Source organism: Streptomyces sp. NBC_01224, from assembly GCF_036002945.1.
In the GTDB taxonomy this organism is placed as follows: Bacteria; Actinomycetota; Actinomycetes; order Streptomycetales; family Streptomycetaceae; genus Streptomyces.
Genome location: NZ_CP108529.1, coordinates 3,978,096 through 4,002,176, shown reverse-complemented (window position 1 = coordinate 4,002,176; position 24,081 = coordinate 3,978,096). Strand labels below are relative to the sequence as shown.

Here is a 24,081-nt window from a genome sequence, read left to right as displayed (position 1 = left end):
GGAACACGACGGACGTGATGAACACGATGAATGTGTGCATTGTCCGTGTATTTGCCGGGCAGTGATCCGCTCATGGATCACTGCGGCCTCAGGGGGAAACATGGCAGCCAGGCCTCTCGTCGCCCGCCAGCCGAACGAACGGCTCCAGGCGCTCATTCAGGAAGCCGGATGCTCCAACGCCGGCCTTGCCCGTCGCGTCAACATGGTCGGCGCGGAGCGCGGGCTCGATCTGCGATACGACAAGACTTCCGTGGCCCGTTGGCTGCGTGGACAGCAACCACGCGGCAGGGCACCGGGAATCATCGCCGAGGCGCTCGGCCGCAAGCTCGGCCGTACGGTCACGATCGACGAGATCGGCATGGCCAACGGCAAGAATCTGGCGTCCGGCGTCGGTCTGCAGTTCGCCCCGACCGTGATCGGGGCGATCGAGCAGGTCTGTGAACTGTGGCGCAGCGATGTCGGCCGCCGCGACTTCCTGTCCGGTTCGACGATCGCGTCGTCGGCGCTGGTCGAGCCCAGCCGCGACTGGCTGATCACCGGCGCCGACCCGCAGGTGGCCCGCGCCGCCGGGGCCCGCGTCGGGAGGTCGGACGTGGAGGCGGTACGGGCGATGACGGCCGCGCTCGTCGACCTCGACCACCGGTTCGGCAGCGGACATGTGCGGCCGGTCCTGGTGCACTACCTGAACAGCGTGGTCTCCGGGCTGCTCTCGGGGGCGTACCGCGAATCGGTCGGGCGGCAGCTGTTCGCGGCGGTCGCGCGGCTCACCGAACTCGCCGGGTACATGGCGGTCGACACGGGCCAGCCGGGGCTCGCCCAGCGCTACTACATCCAGGCGCTGCGCCTGGCTCAGGCGGCGGGCGACCGGGCGTACGGGGGTTACGTACTGGCCGCGTCGATGAGCCACCTCGCCGCGCAGCTCGGCAATCCGCGGGAGATCGCCCAGCTGGCACGGGCCGCACAGGAGGGCGCGCGCGGGCGTGTCACCCCGAGGGCGGAGGCGATGTTCTACGCGGCGGAGGCGCGCGGACACGCCCTGCTCGGCGACGCCCGCACCTGCCAGGCGGTGACGGGCCGGGCGCTGACGGCCATGGGGAATGCCGAACCGGACACCGGGGACGACCCCGACTGGATCGCCCACTTCGACCACGCCTATCTCGCCGACGAGCTGGCGCACTGCCACCGCGACCTCGGGCAGGCGGAGGCGGCCGCGCGGTGTGCCAAGGAGTCCCTGGACGGCCACCCGGAGTCCCGGACCCGCCGCCGCGGCATCGGCCTGGTGCTCCTCGCCACGGCCCAGGTCCAGCTGCGCGAGGTGGAGCAGGCCTGCCACACGGGCACGCGGGCGATGGAATTGCTGGGGTCGGTGCGCTCCAGCCGGGGAGCGGAGTATCTGGACAATCTGCAGCAGCGACTGATGCCCTACGGGGACGAGCCGGCGGTACGGGAGTTCGGGGCGCGGCTGGAGCTCCAGGCGGCGTGAGCGGCGTGACCGGGGCCCGACCGGCGGAGTGTGACCGAGCGCCCCTTAACTGCGTCTTGAGAGCGCTGGGTGTTACAGCGCTTGTGAAGGGGTGGTGAGTGACATCACGCGCTTGGCGAAGGGCGGCAACCACCCGATAGCGTGAGCCGACGATTCCGTAGGTTTACACGTAGGAGTCCCGGTGACGCAGAGCGGACAGGGTGACGAGCAGCAGCTCCCTGCTGTACGGCCCGCGCACGAAGGTGTCGTGCTGCCCGCGGGTGGCGGCGAGCCCTGGATACCGGGAGGGCCCGCGGATCAGGGCGCCCCGGCGGGCGGCCAGCCGTGGGGGCAGCCCTGGGGGCCGCAGGCGGCGCACCAGGACGCCTCGTCGCAGCCACAGGTTCAGGGGCATGGGGCGTACGGGCAAGGGCAGTACGGTCAGGGGCAGCCGGCGCAGGCGTACGGACAGCCGCAGGCCCAGCCGCTGCCTCCCGTACAGCCTCAGCAGCCCCAGCAGTCGTACGCGCAGCCGTTGCCGCCCGAGGTTGTGCCCGGCATGGGCATGAGCGGGGACGCGGATGCCACGCAGTACATCGCGCCGGTGCCCGCCGGGCCCGCGCCGGGCGGGCTGCCGCCGGAGAGCCCGGCGGAGGCCACCCAGTTCCTCGGCCACGGAGCGCCGCAGCCGCAGACGTACCAGCAGCCCCAGGCGCCTGCGCACGGCGGCGACGCCGAAGCGACCCAGTTCATCCCGCCGGTCCCCGGTGGCGCCCCGTACGGCATCAGGCCCGGGACCCCCGGCGACCGGCAGCCTCCCGCCGAGTTCGACAACCTGTTCCGCAACGACGGGCCCGCGGGCGCCACCCAGCAGATGCCCCAACTCGACCCCACGCAGCGGCACCAGGGCACCCATCAGCCCCCGCAGGCCCCGCAGCCCCAGTACCAGCCCATGGATGAGGGTCCGCAGGGGCGGGCCGGGCGGCCCAAGAAGCGGGCGCACGTCACGCTCATCGCCGTGGTCGTCGCCGGCTGCGCCGTCGTCGGCCTCGGCGCGGGCGCGTTGATGAGCGGTGGCGACGACAAGGGCGCGGACAACAAGCAGCCGGTGGCCGCCGCCAGTTCGTCCGCCGACCAGCCCTCCACGCAGGCCGCGGCCGACCCGGCGAAGCCGCAGGCCGAGGCGCTCGACAAGCTCCTGGCGGACAGCAACAACAGCCGTGCCGCGGTCATCGGGGCCGTCGAGAAGACCAAGAGCTGCACGGACCTGGACCAGGCCATGACCGATCTGAAGGGCGCCGCCCAGCAGCGCCGTGATCTGGTGACCCGGCTCCAGGGGCTGACCGTCGACAAGCTGCCGGACCACGAACGGCTCACCGCCTCCCTCACCAAGGCCTGGCAGGCGTCCGCAGCCGCCGACGAGTACTACGCAGCGTGGGCGGGCCAGGCCAAGGACGGCAAGAAGGTCTGCAAGCACGGCAAGGCCCGGACCACCTCCGAGTTCCAGCAGGCCACCGTGAAGAGCGGCGAGGCGAGCAAGGCGAAGAAGGAGGCGTCGGGGCTGTGGAACTCGATCGCGTCGAAGTACGGGCTGACCCGGCGGGCGGCGACCGAGCTCTGACCCGAGGCTCGGTATCAGGCCCTTCCGGTGATTGAGGAGTGGGGGTCCGGGGGCATGGCCCCCGGTACCTCACCCCATCGCGCTCGCATCCGCCAGGGTCTTCGTCACGTCCACGAACCCCTTCTTGTCCGCGACGAGCTGTCCGTCACGCACCACCTGAAACGTCACCCTGGTGTTCACGATGCGCGGATACGCGGACGAGCCGAGCATGTCCTCGAAGCGCCAGCGCAGCACCGGTGTGAGGCCGCCGGTGTCGACGGGGGTGCCGTGGTTGAGGGCGGAGGCGAGTTTCCCGGCGGTGATCTTCGGGGCGTCGATCGACTTCACGAGTTCGTTCAGCGCGGTGTACGCGATCCACGTGGTCTGGACGCCCGTGTCGTCCGGGTTGATCCGGTTGTCGCCGAAGGCGTGCTTACGGATCACCTCCCGCATCCGGTCCCAGCGGGCGTCGCCCGATTCCGGGTACCAGCCGGTGATGTAAGCCCCCTCGAACGGGCTGTTCCGGCCACCGGTGCTGTTGACCAGCGGCTGCCCGACACTGCCGAGGACGGACGAGATCCGTACGCTCCCGTACGACGGTTCGAGCCGGCGGAAGGAGTCGAAGAACGTCTCCGTACCCTCCCCGAGCACGCTCGTCACGCAGCCGCCGCTCTTCCCCGCCGCCCGGAGCGCCCGCCCGGCGGCCGCGTCGTACGAAGTGGCCGACTCCGCCGCCCGGATGTCGGCAGGCTCGGGCCGACGGGCCTCGGTGAGTCCGGTCTTGAGGAGCCAGGCCTGGCCGTCGCCGGCCAGGGTGTCGGGCCGCACCACGGACACCCGCTCGCAACCGCGGGCGAGCTGCTGGGCGTTGCCCGCGAGGAGCGCCGGCTGGCCGCCGTTGACGGGGTAGGAGACGTAGCTGCTGAACTCTTCGGTGGAGGCCCCGTAGCCGCCGATGTAGGGGATTCCGGCGGTCTCCAGCGGCGCCATGAACGAGGACCCGTGCCGGCTGTACGAGCCGACGACCGCCACCGCCTGCTCCTTGACGGCCAGCCGGGCGCAGTTTGCCGCGCCGATCGAGGTGTCCTGCTCGTCGCAGGTGACGACGCGCAGCTTGTGTCCGTCGAGCCCGCCGCTGTTGTCGACCCAGCGGGCGTACGTGCGCGCCATGGCGGTCATGCCCGCCATGTTCACCGTGTCCGGTTCCGTGGCGCCGCCCGGGGCCCACGTCACGACGGTGAGGGGCTCCCTGGAGTCCCCCGAGGCCCCAGGGAGCGCACCGCAGCCGGTGATCAGCAACGCCCCGACCGCCGCCGTACTTGTGAGGAGCTTGTAGGGGCGGGGGGAAGTGAGGCGTGGCCGTCCGGTCATGGGCATGAACATTTCCGCCCGTGGGGTAACGCCGCTGTGTGCACTGCACAACGCTCGGTGACATCCAGGTGAATTACGGGGGCCAGTGCGGGGAGCCGGGAAGGGAACGTACGATCGACAACCGTGCAGCAAGGTTCGGAGAACACTTCCCGTCGCGGCCGTCGCTCCTCCACCATGGGCGGCATGCCGCTGAATGACATGCCTTGGTGGCGCTGGCGCAGCAACGTGCGCTCGGCGCTGCACATGCTCTCCGACCCCGTCTTCCACCATGAGTGCTGGCTGGCCGGCCAGGAAGGGTACGGCGACGTCACCGATGCCGTGTACCGCCTGGTCGAGGACACCTGGCTGGACAACTGGTCCGCCGAGAAATACGTCGGGACGATCTTCCGCGACTCCGGCGAGTCCGCCCTCGTCGACGTCGCCGTGCTCCGGGTGTTGCGCATCATGCACCAGGTCGGCGCGGACGCCCCCGTGTCGGCGTATCTGGAGCACCACGGCTGGCCGGAGGCCGTACGGGCCGCCCGCGAGGCCCATGTGCTGCTCGCCACCAACGACGGCGACGACCCGGACGCCCCGCCGCGCTCCCTGGACGTGCTCCGCATCATGACCAGGACGACCTGACAGCGGTCCGGTGTGGCACGCTACGGAGATGACCGCGCCGCAGCCTGCTGAGACCACCCCGGACCAGTACGTCCTCACACTCTCCTGCCCGGACAGACAGGGCATCGTGCACGCCGTGTCGAGCTATCTCTTCATGACCGGCTGCAATATCGAGGACAGTCAGCAGTTCGGCGACCACGACACGGGTCTGTTCTTCATGCGTGTCCACTTCTCGGCGCACAGCCCGGTGACCGTGGAGAAGCTGCGGGCCAGCTTCGCCGCGATCGGCGACTCCTTCCGGATGGACTGGCAGATCCACCGCTCCTCGGAGCGGATGCGGGTCGTGCTGATGGTCAGCAAGTTCGGGCACTGCCTCAACGACCTGCTGTTCCGCTCCCGGATCGGGGCGCTGCCGATCGAGATCGCCGCCGTCGTCTCCAACCACACGGACTTCGCCGAGCTCGTCGCCTCGTACGACGTTCCCTTCCGGCACATCCCGGTGACCAAGGAGAACAAGGCCGCCGCGGAGGCGGAGCTGCTGGATCTGGTCCGCGAGGAGAACGTCGAACTGGTCGTCCTCGCCCGCTACATGCAGGTTCTCTCGGACGATCTGTGCAAGCAGCTGAGCGGCCGGATCATCAACATCCACCACTCCTTCCTGCCGAGCTTCAAGGGCGCGAAGCCGTACCACCAGGCGCACGCCCGTGGTGTGAAGCTGATCGGTGCGACGGCGCACTATGTGACGGCCGACCTCGACGAGGGGCCGATCATCGAGCAGGAGGTCGAGCGGGTGGGCCACGGCGTCACGCCGGATCAGCTGGTCGCCATCGGCCGCGATGTGGAGTGCCAGGCGCTGGCGCGGGCGGTGAAGTGGCACGCGGAGCGCCGCATTCTGCTCAACGGCCGCCGCACGGTGATCTTCTCCTAGGACGCGGGCCGGGCGGGAACTTCAGCACCCTCCTAGAGCCGGCTCAGCGATGCGGCCGCGAACAGCACGTCGCGGATCGCCTCGCGGTCGCCCTCCTGACCGGCCGCAGCCTCCACCGGCGGCACATGCCCGGCCACCAGCCGGCAGAACTCGACGCCGTCCAGCGCGACCTGCGCCACCGCGTGCGCGGGCGAGCCGACCGCGGCCGGGGAGTCCAGCGGGATGTACCAGTCACCGCCGCCCGAGCCCTCGACCTCCAGATGCAGCGAACGGCCCGGTGAACCGGCCGTCACCAGATGGCGGGCCGGGCCGGCCAGCCCCGACCTGCGGCGCTCGGCAAGAGCCGCCGGAAGGAGCCGGGCCGCCAGGTCGATCATCCGGTTGAGATGGGCGGCCGACGGCGCCTCGTACGGATAGTCCACCGCATCCGCGATGTCGCCGCCGTGCACCCAGCATTCGAAGGCCCGGTCCAGCAGCGAGTCGTGCATCGGAAGGGCGAAGTCCCCGTACGAGACGGAGAGTTCGGCGACTTTGCGACCGGCGAAGGACACCGTACGGATGAGGGTGTGGCTCTGCTCGCGCCATGGCTCGCGGATCGCACGGGTGAGTGGCCGCCGGGCCCCCGACCAGTACTTCTCCGTGCGTGCGCCGGGCGAGAGCGGCCAGTCGACGCCCCGGCCCGAGGCGCCGTCGCCGAGCGGTACATCGATGCCGAGGGCGGTGCCGACCAGCCCGTCGACGGTCATGAGGTGGCCGATGACGCCCGCGACCGTCGTCTTGCGATGGACCGCCTGCTCGCCCTCGAACCACTTCAGCCGCATGGGTGCGTGCCACTCCGAGCTGCCTATGTCACGCAGCAGCGCATCGAGCCGTGCGGTCTCCGCGTCGTACGGGGCGGCCCAGTCCGGCACCGGGATGGTGGCCGGACGGCGGCTCAGACAGGTGTCGATCACCCGGGAACGCAGCGCCGGATCGAGATCCAGGCTGCGGTCGGTCTGCAGCAGGCCGACCGCGTCGCGCAGTCGCAGGGCCTCGTCCGCACACGCGGCGCACACGGTCAAATGCGCCTCGACGGCCTCGGTCTCCTCCGCCGAGCAGGCGGCCAGGGCCCAGGCGCCGAGGAGGGCCTTGAGGACGCGATGGGGCAGCACCAGCGCCGGTGCGGCGGGCGGGTCCGAAGGGTCCGGTGGTGCCACGGCGGATTCCGGTTCCGGTGTCTTCGGTTGCGGGGCCGGCCGCGGCTCCTCGGGCTCGGTCGCGGGCACGGGCGGCGGCAGGGGGAAGGCGTCGAGGTCGAAGTCGTCCGCGGCGGCCCGGGGTCCCGGTATGCGCGGCGCGCCCCGCAACTCGTCGTCGCGTCCGTCCCCCTCGTGTCCGTTCGAGTCGTCGTCACCGGTCACAGCGGCCGTCCGTATCCGGGCGGCGACGCCCCCTGCAGAGGGCGGGTGTGCGCGGTGGAGAGCAGCTGCAGCCCGAGCCGCAGCCGGCGGCGGGCCTCGTCCTCGGTGACGCCGAGGTCGGCCGCCGTCTGCCGGTAGTCCCGGCGCTGGATGTACGCGAGCTCCAGTGCGGCCCGTAGCGGGGCGGGCATGGACGCCACGATGTAGTCGGCGCGGGCCGCGGCCGTGGCCCGGCGCACCCGCTCCTCCAGATCGGCGCGGGCCGCGTCCCCGGTCTCCTCGTCCGTACCGCCCGGGAGGCAGTCCTCCTCGCGCAGCCGCCGCACGGACTGGCGGTGCGTGAGCCGGGCCACCCAGGACCGCATCGAGCCCTGCTTCGGGTCGTAGGCGTCCGGGTTCTCCCACACGTAGCCGAAGACCTCGCGGGTCACCAGATCGGCGGCGGCCTCGTCGTCGAGCATCCGGTGGGCCTGGCTGTGCACGAGCGAGGCGAACCGGTCGTAGAGCTCGCCGAGAGCAGCCGCCTCACCGCGCGCCAGCCGCTGCTGCATCTTGCGGTCCCAGCGGGGTGGTGCGTTCTTCGGCATACGACCCCCAGCCCTGTTCCCCTCGTCACATCGAATGTAGTCGGCGACACCGACGATGCACGCCCTTTACGGCAAGTACGCCCCTGATGAGGCCCGGGATGATAAGGAATGCGCCATCCACCGACGACTGTCCCGATTGTGTCCCGCCGCGCGGCTCGGTGTTTCATGGGGCTGCGGCGGGGGCAGCCGCGAGGAGGAACGGAAACTTCCGGAACGTCGGAATCCCCGCAACGAGAGGCCCAGTCGCGTGAGGAATCCTTGCCCGCGTGGAAACCACCCACCGGCTGCAACCACCCACGCCTACCGGCTCACCCAGGAACGCTCCCGGACGCCACTGAAAGTGGCCGAGACCGTGCAGGGCGACTGGACCGTGCTGCGCATACGAGGCGAACTGGATCTGGTGACGTCGCCCGTCGTGCGCCAGTGCGTCCATGACGCGGTCGCCGTCGGCCGCCACGATGTGGTGCTCGACCTCTCCGAGGTCCTGTTCTGCGATTCCAGCGGCGTCGGCGTACTGATCGCGGCCCGCCGTCTGATGCGCTCCTGCGGGGGCCGGCTGCGGCTGATCCTGCCGGCCCGCGGTGCGGAGGAGGGTTCCCACGTCAACCGGGTGCTCGCCGCCCTCGGCGTACGCCGTCTCTTCGACGTCTACCCCGACCGGTACGCGGCCGTCGACGACGAGGCCCGGCCGCTCTCGGCGTGAAGCCGGTCCATGACCAGGTTGTAACACCGGTGGCGCGCGTAAGTGACACGTGACGCCCGTCGGCGCCGTAGGCTCCCCGCATGGACAGCGCAGAGTATGAGCGCAAGATCGCCCTCCGCTTCGCCGCCTTCGACCAGGACGGCAACGGATGCATCGATCGCGCGGATTTCAGTGCCGCCGCGGCCCGTCTGCTCACCGAGTTCGGTACGACGGCCCGCTGCGACAAGGGCCAGGCGCTCTACACCGGGGCCGAGGCCTTCTGGCAGGGCATGGCGGGCATCGCCGACGTCGACGGGGACCAGCGCGTCACCCGTGAGGAGTTCGTGGGCGGGGCCGTGAAGCGGCTGCGCGACAACCCGGAGCGCTTCGCGGAGATCGCCCGCCCCTTCCTGCAGGCCGCGCTCGCCGTGGCGGACCAGGACAACGAGGGCGCGGCCTCCGTATCCGCTGTGGAGCGAGCGCTGAAGGTCCTGGGCGCGAGCGCGGAGTCGGCGGCTTTCGCGGCGCGGAGCCTGGACGCGGACCAGGACGGCAAGGTCGGCGAGAACGAGGCGGTGGCGGCGTTCGCCGCCTATTTCACGGTGATCGCGCCGGACGCGTAGCCGGTCGGTCCGGCAGTCGATCGTCCTCAATCGCCGGACGGGCCCACGAGATGCCCTCGGACCTCGGGCGGGCCGGGGGCGGAGAACCGCTCCCGCAGCCGGTACTTCAGTATCTTCCGCAGCGCCTCGTTGCGCGGTAGCGCCGCCACCACCTCCAGCTGTTCCGGCAGCTTGTGCACGGAGAGCCCCTCCGCCCGCAGGTAGCCGGTGATTTCCGGCAGGGTCAGGGGGGCGGCGCCCGCCGGCTGTTCCACGACCGCGCAGACGCGTTCGCCGCGCTCCGGGTCCGGCAGCCCGATCACCGCCACGTCCCCGACGCCCGGGTGCCGGTGCAGCAGGTCCTCGATCTCCTTGGCGGAGATGTTCTCCCCCTTGCGGATGATGATGTCCTTGAGCCGCCCGGTGAGGACCAGATGGCCGCTCTCCAGGAGATGGCCGACGTCGCCGGTGACGAGGAAGCCGTCCGCGTCGAAGGCGTCCCGGGCCGCGTTCAGATAGCCCTGGCAGACGGCTTCCCCGCGGAGCCGTACCTCGCCGTCCGTCCCGTACGGCAGCGGCTTGCCGTCCTCGTCGGTGATCCGTATCTCCATGCCCTCGGGCGGCCGCCCCTCCGTCTCGGCGAGGTGCTCCACCGTGTCGTCGGGGGCGCCCATCGTGATCATGGGGACCTCGGTCATGCCGTAGCCGTGGGTGAGCTGGATGCCCATCTCCCGTACGACCGCGTGGTAGATCTCCGGCGGTTTCGGCGCCCCGCCGCCCGCCAGCAGCCGCAGCGTGGGGACCACCTTGCGCGTCGGGTCCTTGCGCTGTTCGGTCAGGAACATGGAGTAGAACGCGGTCGAGCCGCCCGCGACCGTCACCCCGTGGCGCCGGTAGCCGTCCAGCGCCCCGGGCATTGCGAACTGCTCGAACAGGACCGCGGGGAATCCGTACAGCAGCAGCATCACGGTGTAGTCGGGCCCGGCGATGTGGGCGAACGGGAACGCCATCGAGCCGATGTCGTCGGCCGACAGATGCAGCGCGTGGGCCAGGCACGAGCCGCCCGCGATCAGGCTGCGGTCAGTGTGCAGGACTCCCTTCGGGTCGGAGGTGGTCCCCGACGTCCAGTAGATCCAGCGCACCGCCGTGCCGTCCGTGGGAGGGGGCGGGAGCACGGCGGGGTCGCCGTCCGGCAGCTCCTCGTACGCCTCGAGGACCTGCGGCGGCCGCTCGAGGTCCGCAGCGATCCGATGCGCCATCGCGGTGTGGTCGAAGCCGCGCCAGGTGCCGGGCACGGCGAAGAAGGCGGCCTTCGACTCGCGCAGCGCGAACCCCACCTCGCGGTCCCGGTAGAACGGGATGACGGGCGACTGCACGGCCCCGAGCCGGGTGAGGGCGAAGGAGAGCAGCGCCGTCTCCAGGCGGGTCGGCAGCTGCCAGGCGACGACGCTGCCGGGTCGCACCCCCAGTCCGTACAGGCCGGCCGCGACCCGCTCGCAGCGGTCGCGCAGCTCGCCGAAGGTGAGGTTGCGGTCGTCCTGGATGAGGACGGGGCGGTCCGGGGTCAGCGCGGCGCGGCGCTCGATGAGTTCCCAGAAGGTGGCCGATGCGCCCAGGGCGTGTGCGGTCTCGTTCACTGCGTTCCCCGCTCCCTCTTAACTGACGGGTAGTCAGATGATGCGGAGAGCGTAGAGCGCTGCGCCTTGTCGGTCCAGGGGTGCGGGGCTAGCCTGGGGTCGAAGCAAATCTGACGGGGCATCAGATGCGTGCCTTGTGCGCCGAAGGGGACACCATGACGGAACTGCCTCGGATCGTCAGCGTCGACGACCATGTGATCGAGCCGCCGCACCTCTTCTCGACCTGGCTGCCCGCCAAATACCGCGAGCGCGGCCCGCAGCCGCTCACCGCGGGCATCGGCGAGCTGGCGTACACAGGGGGCAAGTACGTCATCACGATGGACCCGGACGGGCCGCCGACCGACTGGTGGATCTACGAGGACCTCAAGTTCCCGTACAAGCGGAACATCGCCGCCGTCGGCTTCGACCGCGACGACATGACGCTGGAGGGGATCACCCGGGCCGAGATGCGGCGCGGCTGCTGGGACCCGGCCGAGCGTCTCAAGGACATGGACCTCAACCATGTCGAGGCGAGCCTCTGCTTCCCCACCTTCCCGCGCTTCTGCGGCCAGACCTTCGCCGAGGCGCACGACAAAGAAGTAGCGGTGGCGTGTGTCCGCGCCTACAACGACTGGATGGTGGAGGAGTGGTGCGGCGACAGCGGCGGCCGGCTCATCCCGCTCTGCATCATCCCGCTCTGGGACATCGACCTGGCGGTGACGGAGATCAAGCGGAACGCGGCGCGCGGGGTGCGGGCGGTGACCTTCTCCGAGATCCCCACCTACCTCGGGCTGCCGTCGATCCACACCGGCTACTGGGACCCGTTCTTCGCGGTCTGTCAGGAGACCGGCACGGTCGTCAACATGCACATCGGGTCCAGCTCGCAGATGCCCGCCGCCTCGCCCGATGCCCCGCCCGCCGTACAGGCCAGCCTCTCCTTCAACAACGCCATGGCCTCGATGATGGACTTCCTGTTCAGCGGGGTGCTGGTGAAGTTCCCACGGCTGAAGCTCGCCTACAGCGAGGGCCAGATGGGCTGGATCCCGTACGCCCTGGAGCGCGCCGACGACGTCTGGGAGGAGCACCGCGCCTGGGGCGGGGTGCGCGATCTGATTCCCGAGCCGCCGTCCACGTACTACTACCGGCAGATGTTCTGCTGCTTCTTCCGCGACAAGCACGGCATCGCCTCGCTCGATGTGGTGGGACGGGACAACGCCACCTTCGAGACCGACTACCCGCACGTCGACTCGACCTTCCCGCACACCAAGGAGGTCGCCCTCGACCATGTCGAGGGACTGGACGAGGAGACCGTCTACAAACTGATGCGCGGAAACGCGATCCGGATGCTCGATCTGGACCTGGACAAGTAGGCGCGCGGTGGATCTCGCGTACACGGAGGCCGAGGAGGAGTTCCGGGCGCGGCTGCGCGAGTGGCTGGCCGCCGTGCTGCCGTCACTGCCCGCGAAGCCCAGCCCCGACGACTGGCCCGGGCGCCGCGCATACGACACCGCCTGGCAGCGGATGCTGTACGACGCGGGCTACGCGGGCCTGCACTGGCCCGTCGACGCCGGCGGACAGGGCGCCACCCCGACCCAGCATCTGATCTTCCTGGAGGAGACCGAGAAGGCCGGCGCCCCGTACGTCGGCGCGAACTTCGTCGGGCTGCTGCACGCCGGGCCCACGATCGCGGCCGAGGGCACGGCCGAACAGCGGGCGCGCTGGCTGCCGCCGGTGCTGCGCGGCGACGAGATCTGGTGCCAGGGGTTCAGCGAGCCCGATGCCGGCTCGGACCTCGCCTCGCTGCGGACCCGTGCGGTGCGCGACGGCGACCACTATGTGGTGAGCGGGCAGAAGATCTGGACCTCGCACGCGGAGGTCGCCGACTGGTGCGAGCTGCTGGTGCGCACGGACCCGACGGCGCCCAGGCACCGCGGGATCAGCTGGCTGGCGATGAGGATGGACGCTCCCGGCGTCACCGTCCGCCCGCTGCGCACGCTCGCCGGGTCCACCGAATTCGCCGAGATGTTCCTCGATGAGGTGCGGGTGCCGGTCTCCCACCGCATCGGTGCGGAGAACGACGGCTGGCGGGTCACCATGGTCACCCTCTCCTTCGAACGCGGTACGGCATTCGTCGGCGAGGTCGTCGCCTGCCGCCGCACCCTGGCCGCCCTGGCAGCCGAGGCGCAGGCGAACGGCGGCTGGGACGACCCGGTCCTGCGCCGCAGGCTGGGCAGGCTGAACGCCGAATTCCGGGCGCTGTGGCGGCTCACCCAGTGGAACGTCAGCGAGGCGCAGAGCAGCGGGGGCGTCCCGGGCACCGGCGGCTCGGTCTTCAAGCTGCGCTACTCGCACGCCCGCCAGGAGCTGTACGAGGCGGCCGCCGAGGTACTCGGCGCGGACGCGGCCGATCTGGACCGGGAGTGGGCCTTGGACCGGCTCTCCTCGCTCTCGTACACCATCGCCGCGGGCACCTCGCAGATCCAGCGGAACATTGTCGCCGAGCGGATCCTCGGCCTGCCGAAGGGGCGGTGAGCGGACTGTGGACTTCCAGCTCTCGGACGACCAGCGGGCCCTGCGGGCGGGGGTACGGGAACTCCTCGCCGGGCGCTTCGGCAGGGACCGGATGCGGGCGGCTCTCGACGGCGGCACGGGCATCGACCGGGCCCTGTGGCGGGAGCTCGGCGAGGCCGGGTTCTTCGCGCTGCGGCTGCCTGAGACGGAGGGCGGTGTCGGGCTCGGGCTGCCCGAATCGGTCCTTCTCTTCGAGGAGGCGGGGCGGTCGCTGTTGCCGGGACCGCTGATCGCCACCCATCTCGCCGCCGGTGCGGTGAAGGGGGCGGCGGAGGGCGAGACGGTGGTCGCGGTGCTGGACGCGGGGCAGCCGGTGGGGCACCTGGGGGATGCGGACGGCCTGCTCGTACTCGGGCCGGGGGAGGCACGGACCCCAGGGCCGGGTTCAGGTCCGGAGCCGGGGGAGGCGCGGGCCGTGACCGGCGGGGCGCTGCGGGATGTCGTACGGGAAGCCGCCAGGCCCGTACGGTCGCTCGACCCGTTCACGCCCCTGTGGCGGGTCACGGGCCCCGTCGGGCCCGGCGAGCTCCTGTCCGGCGGGGCGCGGCTGCGCGACGAGGGCGCCCTGCTCGCCGCCGCCGAACAGCTCGGAAGCGCCGCCCGTACGACCGAGATGGCCGTCCAACACGCCGGTGAACGTGAACAGTTCGGTTCGCCGATCGGGTCCTTCCAGGCGGTCAAACACCTGTGCGCCGGGATGCTGGTCCGCGCCGAGCTGGCCCGCAGCGCCGTCTACGCGGCGGCCGTGACCGCGGACCGGGCCGAGATCGCGGGCGCCAAACTGCTCGCCGACGACGCGGCGGTCCGCAATGCGCGCGACTGCCTTCAGGTGCACGGCGGAATGGGCTTCACCTGGGAGGCAGACGTCCATCTGCACCTCAAGCGGGCGTGGCTGCGGTCCGGGCAGTGGCTGACGGCGGCGGCGGCCGAGGAGGCGCTTGCAGCCGACCTGTGCTGATTGCGCAGGGGTTCCGTGGAGGCTTCGGGCGCGCGACGGTGGGTGGATGCGGGATGCACGCATGTGACAGGCGGGCCGCAGAGCCTCACGCTGCGGAGTTACGCAGTGGAGTCGGCGGGTTCCGATGCCGGCTTGTGTCCTTTGCGTGATTCGTCACGGGGTGGAGTCGGCGCCGGGCTCAGGTACGCTCCGTTGGATGCGAGAGGTTCTGGAATCGGATGATCCGGATGTTGCCCGTGCGGCGGCTCCGGTCCGGAAGAGGTGCCCTGCTCGCATTCCACGCAGAAGCGCCGGGCCTGCCCGGGAGACGACTCCCGCAGCCTCGATGCGCCTCTGTTCGACTCCCCGCAGCGCGCGTCGCACAGTATGCACCACGCGTACTCCTTCGCGCTGGAATATGCCCGAAGCGCTTGTTGCGGTGACTGTACGTCAACCATGCTGTCTCGTAAGGGAATCACGTTCCGTGACCCTGAGGAGGCGCGAGGCGATGTGTCCGCCGGTTCGGATGGTGTGAGCGGTGCAGGTGCTTCAGGTTCAGCTGGAGGTCGGGCCGGATCCCGCGGAGGTCGGGAGGGCCCGTAGATGGGCGCGATCGAGACTGGTCGGGTCCGGGATAAGAGACGACGAGCCGCTGGCCGAGACGCTCATCCTGCTGATCTCGGAGCTGGTCACCAACGCGGTCGTCCACACCGGCTGTCCGGCCGTGCTGCGCATGCTGTTCGGCGCGGCGGAAACGGCGGGGACGGCCGGGACCGTACGGGTCGAGGTGGCCGACACCAGCTGCCGTCCGCCGCAGCAGCGGCACGCGGCGGGCGAGGACACCGGCGGCCGGGGCCTGGAACTCGTCGACGGCCTCGCGGACCGCTGGGGCTGGCAGCCGGAGGGCGCCGGGAAGCGCATCTGGTGCGAGGTCGACCGGGGCGCCCCGGTGATCCAGGTGGTGCCGGTGCACCCGGGCGTGCAGAGCGCACAAGGTGTTCATGGTGCACCGGGCCCGGTGGATGCGGACCGCGAGGCGTACGAGCCGTCACGAGTCGTTACGCATCACGCATAAGGGCTGAAGCGGTCGGTCCGGGGTGCGGTACGGCGCCGGCCTGAGCGCCTTCAGAGGACGGCGACCGGAGCGACCGGGGTGCCGGTCGCGCCGACGAACGGTTCCGCCATCGCGGAGAGCAGGAAGCTGTACCGCTTCTCTTCCGCACAGGCTGTGGACAACTTTTCCAGATTCCAGTTCTGGCCCTGCAGCATGCCCATCTCGACCAGGTCCAGTGCATGCACCCCCAGCCACAGGTCCTCGATCTCGGGCGGGAAGATCTCGAAGGTCAGGGTGTCATTGGCGACCGCCGCGACATCGCGCGCACGGAACCACTCGGGCGTCCTGATCGAGAGACCGGGCGACGGATAGGCGTACGCGTGCTTGTCGCCCGCCAGATGGACCTGCACCTGCCCCGTCCGTACGAGCACGATGTCACCGGCCCTGACCCTGACCCCCGCCAGTTCCTCGGCCGCGTCCAGGTCCTCGGGGGTGACGGCATGGTCGCCGGGCAGCCTGTCCGTGCCGTGTGTGCGTGCCACATCGAGCAGCACCCCGCGCGAGACGATGTGCGGTGCCTTGTCGATCCCGCTGAACTGCGCGCCGCCGTGCGCGGTGATCGTGGCGGCCGGGCGGCCGTTGTAGATCTTTCCCGAGTGCGAGGCGTGGGTGAGCGCGTCCCAGTGGGTGGCCGTCTGCAGGCTCAGGACGGCTGTGTCGTCGCTGGTGGCGACGGTGCCGGGGCCGAAGAGTTCCTGGTTGATCTGGACCATGGTGTGCAGCGGATTGATCCGCCCCGGGATCAGGCCGCTCTGGACGCCGTCCTGCTGGAGGGGGAGCGCGAGCGGGATGCGCAGCCCGGTGCGGACGGCGGCGACCGCCTCGCGTACGACCGCGTCGGTGATCAGGTTGAGCGTGCCGATCTCGTCGTCGGCGCCCCAACGGCCCCAGTTGTTGACCCGCTTGGCGATGTCGTGGAACTCGGCCGGCAGTGACATGGAGCCTCCTGGGGCTTGTGCTCGTGGACCCGATGACCCATAAAATCTAACGGTCCGTCAGAAACCGTGGGAAGGGGCCGGACATGGGGAACTTCTTGGCAGGCAAAGTGGTCGCCGTGACGGGTGCCGGGCGCGGCATCGGGAGGGCGGTCGCACTCGCGGCGGCGGCCGAGGGGGCGAGAGTCGTCGTCAACGACTACGGCGTCTCCATCGAGGGCGGCGAGCCGAGCAGCGAGGTAGCCGAGTCCGTCGTCAAGGAGATCGAGGCGGCGGGCGGCGAGGCGGTGGCCGTCGCCGACGACATCTCCACGATGGCCGGCGGGCAGCGGATCGTGGACACGGCGCTCGCGCAGTACGGGCGCATCGACGGGGTCGTGTGCGTGGCCGGGATCCTGCGGGAACGGATGCTGTTCAACATGTCCGAGGAGGAGTGGGACCCGGTGGTCGCCACCCACCTCAAGGGCACCTTCACCGTCTTCCGGGCCGCGTCGGCGGTGATGCGGAAGCAGGAGAACGGTGGCACGCTGATCGGTTTCACCAGCGGCAACCATCAGGGCAGCGTCGCCCAGGCCAACTACAGCGCCGCCAAGGGCGGGATCATCTCGCTGGTACGGAGCGCGGCGCTCGGCCTGCACAAGTACGGCGTCACGGCGAACGCCGTCGCCCCGGTCGCCCGCACCCGGATGTCCGCCAATGTGCCCATGGAACTCAAGGAGATCGGCGAGCCGGAGGATGTGGCGGCGCTCGTCGTCTACCTGCTCAGCGAACGGGCCCGCAAGGAGAAGATCACCGGTCAGGTGTACACGATCGCAGGACCGAAGATCGCGGTCTGGGCCCAGCCGAGGGAGCTGCGGGCGGGGTACGCGGAGGGGGCCTGGACCCCGGAACGGATCGCGGACTTCCTGCCGGGGACGGTGGGCACGGACCCGATGCCGATGCTGGCGCAGTTGGAGGAGATGGCGATTGCGGCGGCGGCGAAGGCGCGGCCGAACGCTTGACCTCCCCCCGTGGCTCCGCCCCGGACCCCGCTCCTCGATCGCCGGAGGGGCTGGATCTTCCGCCCGATCCCAAGGAGTGGACGTGGACTTCGCATTCGACGCGGCGGACGACGCCTTCCGCCAGGAGGCCCGGTCCTGGCTGGATGCCCACCTCACGCAGCCCTGCGCCACCGAGGGCGGCCGCGCCTGGGAGCAGGAGCTGGGCCGGGCCGGCTGGATCGGCCTCGGCTGGGACAACCACGGCGCCGGCCACGGCAACCGGCACGCAAGCCTCACCCAGCAGGTCGTCTGGGCCGAGGAGTACGCCCGCGTCAGCGCCCCCGCCCGGGTCGGCCACATCGGCGAGAACCTCCTCGCCCCGACCCTGATCGCCTATGGCACGCAGGCGCAGAAACAGCGCTTCCTGCCCGCCGTGGCGCGCGGCGACGAGCTGTGGTGCCAGGGATACAGCGAGCCGGGCGCCGGATCGGACCTCGCCGGGGTGCGGACGGCCGCCGTACCCGACAAGGGCCGCGGCGGCCACCGCGTCACCGGGCAGAAGATCTGGACGTCGCTCGCGAGGGACGCCGACTGGTGCTTCGTCCTGGCCCGTACGGAGCCCGGCTCCAGCCGCCATCACGGCCTGTCGTTCCTGCTGGTGCCGATGGATCAGCCGGGCAGGATCGAGGTGCGGCCGATCCGCCAGATGTCGGGTGCCAGTGAGTTCAACGAGGTCTTCTTCGACGGGGCGCACGCACAGGAGTGTGTCGGCGGCGAGGGCAACGGCTGGGCGGTCGCCATGGGGCTGCTGGCCCTGGAGCGCGGCGTCTCCACACTCGTCCAGCAGATCGGGTTCGCCGCCGAACTCGACCGGGTGGTCCGCGCCGCAGTCGACGGCGGCGCCGTCACTGACCCGGTACTGCGCGAGCGCCTCGTGAGGCAGTGGGCGGAGCTGCAGACCATGCGCTGGAACGCCCTGCGCACCCTGGGCTCCACGGGCGGCCCCGGCGCACCCAGCGTGGCGAAACTGCTCTGGGGCGGCTGGCACAAGCGCCTCGGCGAGCTGGCCGTGGAGATCAGGGGCGCGGCGGGTGCCGTCGGCCCGGACGACTGGTCGGCGCAGACACCGTACGAACTCGACGAGGCACAGCGTCTGTTCCTGTTCACCCGGTCCGACACCATCTACGGCGGCTCGGACGAGATCCAGCGGAACATCATCGCCGAGCGGGTGCTCGGCCTACCGAGGGAGCCGAGATGAGAGGCGTCGTCTTCGACGGCAAGCGGACCGAGGTCGTCGATGATCTGGAGATACGCGATCCGGGCCCCGGTGAGGTACTGGTGGCGGTGGCCGCGGCCGGGCTGTGCCACAGCGATCTGTCGGTGATCGACGGAACGATTCCGTTCCCGGCGCCGGTGGTGCTCGGGCACGAGGGTGCGGGCGTGGTGGAGGCCGTCGGTGCGGGCGTCGGCCATGTCGCGCCCGGCGACCATGTGTCGCTGTCCACGCTGGCCAACTGCGGGGCATGCGCCCAGTGCGACCGGGGCCGGCCGACGATGTGCCGCAAGGCGATCGGCATGCCGGGACAGCCGTTCTCGCGGCGCGGGAAACCGCTCTACCAGTTCGCGTCCAACTCGGCCTTCGCCGAACGGACCCTGGTCAAGGCCGTGCAGGCGGTGAAGATCCCCGCCGATCTGCCGCTCACCTCGGCGGCCCTGATCGGCTGCGGGGTACTGACGGGAGTCGGAGCCGTACTCAACCGGGCGAAGGTCGACCGGGGCGACACCGTCGTGGTGATCGGCACGGGCGGTATCGGACTCAATGTGATCCAGGGCGCCCGGATCGCGGGGGCACTGACGATCGTCGCCGTCGACGCCAACCCGGCGAAGGAGGCGGTGGCGCGACAGTTCGGCGCGACGCACTTCCTGACATCGGCGAAGGGCGTACGGGAAATCCTGCCCAGTGGCGCGGACCACGCCTTCGAGTGCGTGGGCCGGACAGAACTGATCCGTACCGCGATCGATCTGCTGGACCGGCACGGCCAGGCGATCCTGCTGGGCGTCCCCGCGGCGACGGCGGAGGCGTCGTTCCTCGTCTCGTCGATGTACCTGGACAAGTCGATTCTGGGCTGCCGGTACGGCTCCTCGCGCCCGCAGCGGGACATCGCGCTCTACGCGGACCTGTACCGGGAGGGCGGGCTGCTCCTGGACGAACTCGTCACCGAGACCTATGCGGTGGAGGACTTCGCCAAGGCGGCGGACGACGCGCACCATGGCCGGGTGGCACGGGGGGTGCTCGTCTTCTAGTGCCAATGCCTTGCAGTCAGGGGCGCGGCCGACGCTCCGGGGTTCGAGCAGGCCGCCACGAAGGCGGGTTCGCCATGGGCCGCGGGGGAACCGATACTGGGTCGGTGAGCAGGCGACAGATGCTGATGACGGCGGAGGCGACCCGCGCGCTCGTGAACGTTGCGCCGGCGGATCCCTGAGTCGAACTGGCCACCCCTTTCGGGATCTCGCTCGCGCTGCGCGAGGGCTTCAGGCCGCGCCGCCATGCGCCGGCCAGGCTGTGTCGTCGGCGGCCAGCCATGGCTCGTTCGCGGCGGCGGTGGGGGTTGTCCCGGTGAACGCGCGGACGTCGTGGTGGAGGTGGGACTGGTCGGCATAGCCACAGTCCGCCGCCACCCGCGCGGGGGTGTGCCCGCGGACAAGGCGGTGGATGGCCTGATCGAAGCGGACCAGCATGGCGGCGCGTTTGGGTGTCAGGCCGATCTGCGAGCCAAAGCGTGACCACATGCGTTGGCGGCTCCACCCGGTCCGGGCTGCGAGGTCGCTCACGCGGGCTCGGCCATGGCTGGCGACGATCTGGCGCCAGGCCCAGGCCACCTCGGGATCGACCACCCTGCCTGCATGGAGCCGGGTGAACAGTTCCGTGTCGATCAGCGCGAAGCGTTCCGGCCAGGTTCGCGCATGGTGAAGCCGCTCCCGCAGGCGCGGCGTGTCGCGGCCCCACAGGTCGTCGAGTGCGATGACGCTCCCGCGCAACTCCGCGAGCGGGAGCCCGAGCACGGGGTGCGCTGCAAGCGGAGACAGGCGTATCTGCACACACTCGACGCCCTCGGCGCGCACCTGGAACGCGCTGAAGGCGAGCCCGGCGGCCAGGCTCTCCGACCGCATTGGGCCGGCCGCGCTGTTGATGTCGAACAGGCGGTCACCGAACTCGACGGCCACGGTGACGGCTGGGTGGGGGATGGCTCGTAGTTCGATGGGGCTGTCGCCGTGAATGCGGAATCCGGCCACGTCGACCCCAGGGAGCGCGGTCGCCCGCGACGGTCGCTCGATCTCCCAGGTAGCGGTGGGGTCTGCCGTCCGGCGAACTGGTCGCATTCCTCGACTGTACGAGCGGCTCGGCGGCGGGATCAACCACGCGTGAGGCGCGGACATTTCCCCAAGACGCGTCGCGTTGGCCGGCGGGAGGGTGATGGCGCCACGAACCGAGCGACGGAGGAGCCATGGACGAGACGACCACCCCGCAAGACCAACGCACCCGCAGCCGCGCGGCTGCGGCGCCGAGCGCCCCGCGCGGGCGGCGGGCGTGGAGCCGGCGGCGGTGGATCACGCTGCTGGCCGTCGGCGTGCTGGCTGTCCTGCTCGCGTGGAACACGGTGTCAGTGCTCACGCGGACAGCCGAAGCCTCCGGCGAGCAGATCGTGCGCCTTCCCGGCGGGGACATCCATGTCGCGCAGGATGGGCCGCCCGGCGCACCCACGGTGGTGCTCCTGCACGGCCTGGCCGGCTCGACGCCATGGTGGGATCCAGTGCTGCCGGCACTGCGGGACCTGCACGTGGTGCGGGTGGACCTGCTCGGCCACGGCAGATCAGCCAAACCGGTCGACGGTTACGGCATGGCGGAGCAGGCGCGCCGGGTCGGTGCCGTACTCGACAAGCTCGGGGTGCGCCGCGCGACCGTCGTCGGGCATTCGACCGGCGGCGCCGTCGCCACATCGCTGGCCGAGCAGCGCCGAGACCTGGTGGCGGCGATCGCGCTGATCGACACCGGCCCGCGGCTGGACGCGTTCCTCGGCGACAACTTCGCCGGCCGCCTGCTGACCACGCCGGTGGTAGGGGAGCTGCTCTGGCGGCTGCGCACCGACAGCGTGATCCGCGACGCGCTGAGCACCGCGTTCACCCGCAAGGTGCGGATCCCCGACCAGTTCATCGCCGACATCCGGGGCATGACCTACCGCAGCCTCACCGCGACCGACGAGGCGTCCTCCGCGTACGTGAAGGAACGGCCCATCCCCGACCGGCTCGCCGGCCTCGGTCTGCCCACCCTGGTGATCTTCGGCTCCCAGGACCGGCGATGGCAGCCGTCCTCCGCCCAGGACTACCGCCGAGTCCCCCACGCCCGGATCGAGAGCCTCGACGGTGTCGGCCACACACCCATGCTCGAGGACCCCGACACCACCGGAGCCCTCCTGCATGGCTTCGCCCTCGAAACCGCGCCACGCTGACCCGGCACCACCAATCATCCACCCCAGCCGCCACGCCTGGCGCAGCCCGACATCAAACGGCAACGCCCTCTCGTGCCGCTACTGAGGTTTTCGGTTCGGGGTGACGTCATGGACGGGCCAGGATGAGTCCGGTCTCGGCGATGAAGCCGTCGAGCAGGCCGGGCTGGTACTGCATGCGTTTGAGGCGGGTGCGGGCCAGTGCGGCAAGTTCATCGAGGCTGCACGGGGCGAGGTTGCCCAGGCTGTTCTTCAGATGTGCCCACAAGCCCTCGGCCGGGTGGCGCGCGGGGGCTGGTGTTCTAGGCCCTGCGAAGGTCTTGTGGGGCCGGCGTCCTCCCGGACCGGCGAATCCCGGGCCCTCCGTCAGGCCCTCCTGTCCGTATCGTGCCGGGGCTGCGTGCCCCGGCACCGCGCCCGGCCGCGTTGCCGTCGGTCAGTCGCCGAAGGCGCTGCTGTCGCGCGGGGCGACGTCGGGACGCGTGTTCACGGACCACATGTGGGTGCACTGCGGGCACTGGAGGTGAACGACCGCTCCGTTGTTGGATATCAGATAGCGCCAGTGCTCACGGCAGGTACGGAGGTCGGCGCAGTTCTCGCAATGACGGGCGTCGTCGCAGACGGGGCAGGGCATCCAGGCGCGGCGGGCCACGTCCGCCTGCGGATCAATGGGCAGTCGCACGGCCCGGCCCCCTTCCCGGCAGGACGCCGGTCGCCACCAGCAGGTCGTAGGTGCGCTGCTGTTCGGCGTCCAGGCCCGAGTAGAGGAGCGCGTACGCCTCGTCCTCGCCCTGGAGGGCGGCGATCGGGTCCCAGTCGGGCCCGAGTGCGGTCACGACCTCGGCCCGGCGCCGCGCTTCCTCGAACGTCAGATCGATCGTGAAGGGTATGAGAATGTCTGGATTTCCCTTTTTCATGGCGAAACTTCCGAAGTGCCGGTGGAACTCCACATGCCTATCAGGCGGAAGCGGCGACGGGGAAGGGTGACCTAAGTCGCCCCGAGGAGGAGCGGCCCCCGGCCCAGGGGCGAGGAACCCCCGGATCGGTCGGCGGGGGTGGGTTGTTGCCGGCGTCAGGGCCCCGACGGCGGACGCGTTCCACGGGCGGCACTGTGACGTACTTCATGTGGTTGTCCGGGGCGTCGGGCGAGGTGATCCGAGTGACGCGGAGGGGTAACGGCTGGAGCGCCCGGTCAGGCCCTCCCCGCGCGGAATGTGCGCCGGTACACCGTGGGGGACACCCCCAGCGCCGCCTGTAGATGCTGCCGCAGCGATGTGGGCGTCCCGAAGCCCGCGTCCCTCGCCACCTGGTCGATCGACAGGTCCGTCGACTCCAGCAGCTGCCGGGCCCGTTCGACCCGCTGCCGGGTCAGCCACTGCACGGGGCTGACCCCGACCTCCTCCCGGAACCGACGGGTGAACGTCCGTACGCTCATCGACTCCTGCTGCGCCATGTCGCGCAGCAGGATCGGGTGCTCCAGCCGGCCGAGTGCCCAGGTGCGCGCGGAGGTGGTGGTCGTGAACTGCGCTTCGGGCACGGGGCGTTGGATGTACTGCGCCTGCCCGCCGTCCCGGTGCGGGGGCACCACCGTGCGGCGGGCGACGTCATTGGCGACGGCGGTGCCGTGGTCGCGGCGCACGATGTGCAGGCAGAGGTCGATTCCGGCGGCGACCCCGGCGGAGGTGAGGACGTCTCCGTCGTCGATGAACAGGACGTCGGGGTCGACCCGGACCTCGGGGAAGAGCTGCTGGAAGTGGTCGGCGGACGACCAGTGGGTGGTGGCGGGGCGCCCGTCGAGATATCCGGCGGCGGCCAGTACATAGCTGCCCGTGCAGATGGAGACCATGCGGGTGCCCGGCCTGATGTGCGCGAACGCGGCGGCGAGCTCGTCGGTGAGCCTGCCCTCCGTGTAGACGGGGCCGAGTTCGTAACTGGCGGGGATCACGACGGTGTCGGCGGTGGCCAGGGTCTCGGGGCCGCGCTCGACGGTGATCGTGAAATCCGCGTCGGTGCGGACCGGGCCCGGCGGGCGCACGGAACAGGTCACGACTTCATAGAGTTTGCGGCCCTTGTTGCGCGGCTCGGAGCCGCGCGAAAGGCCGAAAATCCTTTGGGGGATGCCCAGTTCGAAGGGGAGCAGCCCGTCGAGGGCCAGGACGACGATCCGGTGCGGCATTGGCGGACTCCCTTC

General features: G+C 70.9%; 23 protein-coding genes and 1 pseudogene. 14 read left to right on the top strand and 10 right to left on the bottom strand.

Translation table 11 applies throughout. The features are described from left to right. Positions 1-100 precede the first annotated feature (100 nt). The gene (locus OG609_RS17480) at positions 101-1,483 is read left to right on the top strand and encodes a transcriptional regulator (RefSeq protein WP_327273669.1); all 1,383 of its coding nucleotides are present in this window, start codon (positions 101-103) and stop codon (positions 1,481-1,483) included. Between the two features lie 181 nt (positions 1,484-1,664). After that, entirely contained in the window at positions 1,665-3,083 is a 1,419-nt protein-coding gene (locus OG609_RS17475; RefSeq protein ID WP_327273668.1) for a hypothetical protein, read from the top strand. Positions 3,084-3,152: 69 nt separating this feature from the next. Here OG609_RS17475 and OG609_RS17470 read toward each other — a convergent pair whose 3' ends face one another. Further along, complete coding sequence (locus tag OG609_RS17470) at positions 3,153-4,433, bottom strand: ABC transporter substrate-binding protein (RefSeq protein WP_327273667.1); 1,281 nt, start codon at positions 4,431-4,433, stop codon at positions 3,153-3,155. Between the two features lie 174 nt (positions 4,434-4,607). Between OG609_RS17470 and OG609_RS17465 the strand changes: the two genes are divergently transcribed. Both OG609_RS17465 and purU read left to right on the top strand, forming a co-directional pair. Beyond that, entirely contained in the window at positions 4,608-5,054 is a 447-nt protein-coding gene (locus OG609_RS17465; protein WP_327278090.1) for an SCO4402 family protein, read from the top strand. A gap of 28 nt (positions 5,055-5,082) precedes the next feature. Beyond that, on the top strand, positions 5,083-5,961 hold the full coding sequence (gene purU / locus OG609_RS17460; RefSeq protein WP_327273666.1) for a formyltetrahydrofolate deformylase: 879 nt from the start codon (positions 5,083-5,085) through the stop codon (positions 5,959-5,961). A gap of 32 nt (positions 5,962-5,993) precedes the next feature. Here purU and OG609_RS17455 read toward each other — a convergent pair whose 3' ends face one another. Together OG609_RS17455 and OG609_RS17450 are read right to left on the bottom strand one after the other, a co-directional pair. Beyond that, positions 5,994-7,361: a zf-HC2 domain-containing protein gene (locus OG609_RS17455; protein WP_327273665.1), complete on the bottom strand. Its 1,368-nt coding sequence runs from the start codon at positions 7,359-7,361 to the stop codon at positions 5,994-5,996. Further along, the gene (locus OG609_RS17450; protein ID WP_327273664.1) at positions 7,358-7,948 is read right to left on the bottom strand and encodes an RNA polymerase sigma factor; all 591 of its coding nucleotides are present in this window, start codon (positions 7,946-7,948) and stop codon (positions 7,358-7,360) included. Before OG609_RS17450 ends, OG609_RS17455 begins: the two co-directional genes overlap by 4 nt. Positions 7,949-8,282: 334 nt before the next feature. Here OG609_RS17450 and OG609_RS17445 point away from each other — a divergent pair, with 334 nt between their 5' ends. Both OG609_RS17445 and OG609_RS17440 read left to right on the top strand, forming a co-directional pair. Then, a complete protein-coding gene (locus OG609_RS17445) occupies positions 8,283-8,651 on the top strand; it encodes an STAS domain-containing protein (RefSeq protein WP_327278089.1) in 369 nt (122 codons plus the stop codon). Positions 8,652-8,731: 80 nt separating this feature from the next. Next, on the top strand, positions 8,732-9,253 hold the full coding sequence (locus OG609_RS17440) for an EF-hand domain-containing protein (protein ID WP_327273663.1): 522 nt from the start codon (positions 8,732-8,734) through the stop codon (positions 9,251-9,253). Between the two features lie 26 nt (positions 9,254-9,279). Here the strand turns inward: OG609_RS17440 and OG609_RS17435 are convergent, their stop codons facing one another. Beyond that, entirely contained in the window at positions 9,280-10,869 is a 1,590-nt protein-coding gene (locus tag OG609_RS17435) for a class I adenylate-forming enzyme family protein (RefSeq protein ID WP_327273662.1), read from the bottom strand. 155 nt (positions 10,870-11,024) lie between these two features. Between OG609_RS17435 and OG609_RS17430 the strand changes: the two genes are divergently transcribed. The 4 genes from OG609_RS17430 to OG609_RS17415 all read left to right on the top strand — a co-directional run bounded on the left by OG609_RS17430 (position 11,025) and on the right by OG609_RS17415 (position 15,431). Continuing rightward, positions 11,025-12,218: an amidohydrolase family protein gene (locus OG609_RS17430; protein WP_327273661.1), complete on the top strand. Its 1,194-nt coding sequence runs from the start codon at positions 11,025-11,027 to the stop codon at positions 12,216-12,218. Positions 12,219-12,225: 7 nt separating this feature from the next. Continuing rightward, positions 12,226-13,380 (top strand): acyl-CoA dehydrogenase, encoded by a 1,155-nt coding sequence (locus tag OG609_RS17425; RefSeq protein ID WP_327273660.1) that lies wholly within the window; start codon positions 12,226-12,228, stop codon positions 13,378-13,380. A 7-nt stretch (positions 13,381-13,387) separates the two neighbouring features. After that, the gene (locus OG609_RS17420; protein WP_327273659.1) at positions 13,388-14,377 is read left to right on the top strand and encodes an acyl-CoA dehydrogenase family protein; all 990 of its coding nucleotides are present in this window, start codon (positions 13,388-13,390) and stop codon (positions 14,375-14,377) included. Positions 14,378-14,894: 517 nt separating this feature from the next. Then, positions 14,895-15,431, top strand: coding sequence for an ATP-binding protein (locus tag OG609_RS17415; protein ID WP_327273658.1), 537 nt, complete (start codon positions 14,895-14,897; stop codon positions 15,429-15,431). A gap of 50 nt (positions 15,432-15,481) precedes the next feature. Here the strand turns inward: OG609_RS17415 and OG609_RS17410 are convergent, their stop codons facing one another. Beyond that, positions 15,482-16,408, bottom strand: a complete 927-nt coding sequence (locus OG609_RS17410; protein WP_327273657.1) for a cyclase family protein — start codon at positions 16,406-16,408, stop codon at positions 15,482-15,484. A gap of 83 nt (positions 16,409-16,491) precedes the next feature. Here OG609_RS17410 and OG609_RS17405 point away from each other — a divergent pair, with 83 nt between their 5' ends. The 3 genes from OG609_RS17405 to OG609_RS17395 all read left to right on the top strand — a co-directional run bounded on the left by OG609_RS17405 (position 16,492) and on the right by OG609_RS17395 (position 19,689). Next, on the top strand, positions 16,492-17,406 hold the full coding sequence (locus OG609_RS17405; RefSeq protein WP_327273656.1) for an SDR family oxidoreductase: 915 nt from the start codon (positions 16,492-16,494) through the stop codon (positions 17,404-17,406). Positions 17,407-17,488: 82 nt separating this feature from the next. Next, positions 17,489-18,643, top strand: a complete 1,155-nt coding sequence (locus OG609_RS17400) for an acyl-CoA dehydrogenase family protein (RefSeq protein ID WP_327273655.1) — start codon at positions 17,489-17,491, stop codon at positions 18,641-18,643. Beyond that, entirely contained in the window at positions 18,640-19,689 is a 1,050-nt protein-coding gene (locus tag OG609_RS17395) for a Zn-dependent alcohol dehydrogenase (RefSeq protein ID WP_327273654.1), read from the top strand. The genes OG609_RS17400 and OG609_RS17395 overlap by 4 nt, the downstream gene beginning before the upstream one ends. Positions 19,690-19,917: 228 nt before the next feature. Here OG609_RS17395 and OG609_RS17390 read toward each other — a convergent pair whose 3' ends face one another. Continuing rightward, positions 19,918-20,679 carry a helix-turn-helix domain-containing protein gene (locus OG609_RS17390; RefSeq protein ID WP_327273653.1) on the bottom strand — a complete coding sequence of 254 codons (762 nt, stop codon included), beginning with the start codon at positions 20,677-20,679 and terminating at the stop codon, positions 19,918-19,920. Positions 20,680-20,891: 212 nt separating this feature from the next. Here OG609_RS17390 and OG609_RS17385 point away from each other — a divergent pair, with 212 nt between their 5' ends. After that, positions 20,892-21,893 (top strand): alpha/beta fold hydrolase, encoded by a 1,002-nt coding sequence (locus OG609_RS17385; protein WP_327273652.1) that lies wholly within the window; start codon positions 20,892-20,894, stop codon positions 21,891-21,893. 106 nt (positions 21,894-21,999) lie between these two features. Here the strand turns inward: OG609_RS17385 and OG609_RS17380 are convergent. The 4 genes and pseudogenes from OG609_RS17380 to OG609_RS17365 all read right to left on the bottom strand — a co-directional run. Then, positions 22,000-22,182: pseudogene (locus OG609_RS17380) on the bottom strand (IS630 family transposase); the annotation flags it as partial. 144 nt (positions 22,183-22,326) lie between these two features. Beyond that, positions 22,327-22,572, bottom strand: coding sequence for a hypothetical protein (locus tag OG609_RS17375; protein ID WP_327273650.1), 246 nt, complete (start codon positions 22,570-22,572; stop codon positions 22,327-22,329). Further along, on the bottom strand, positions 22,556-22,807 hold the full coding sequence (locus OG609_RS17370; protein ID WP_327273649.1) for a DUF6400 family protein: 252 nt from the start codon (positions 22,805-22,807) through the stop codon (positions 22,556-22,558). Before OG609_RS17370 ends, OG609_RS17375 begins: the two co-directional genes overlap by 17 nt. A gap of 275 nt (positions 22,808-23,082) precedes the next feature. After that, positions 23,083-24,066, bottom strand: a complete 984-nt coding sequence (locus tag OG609_RS17365) for a GlxA family transcriptional regulator (protein ID WP_327273648.1) — start codon at positions 24,064-24,066, stop codon at positions 23,083-23,085. Positions 24,067-24,081: the final 15 nt, after the last annotated feature.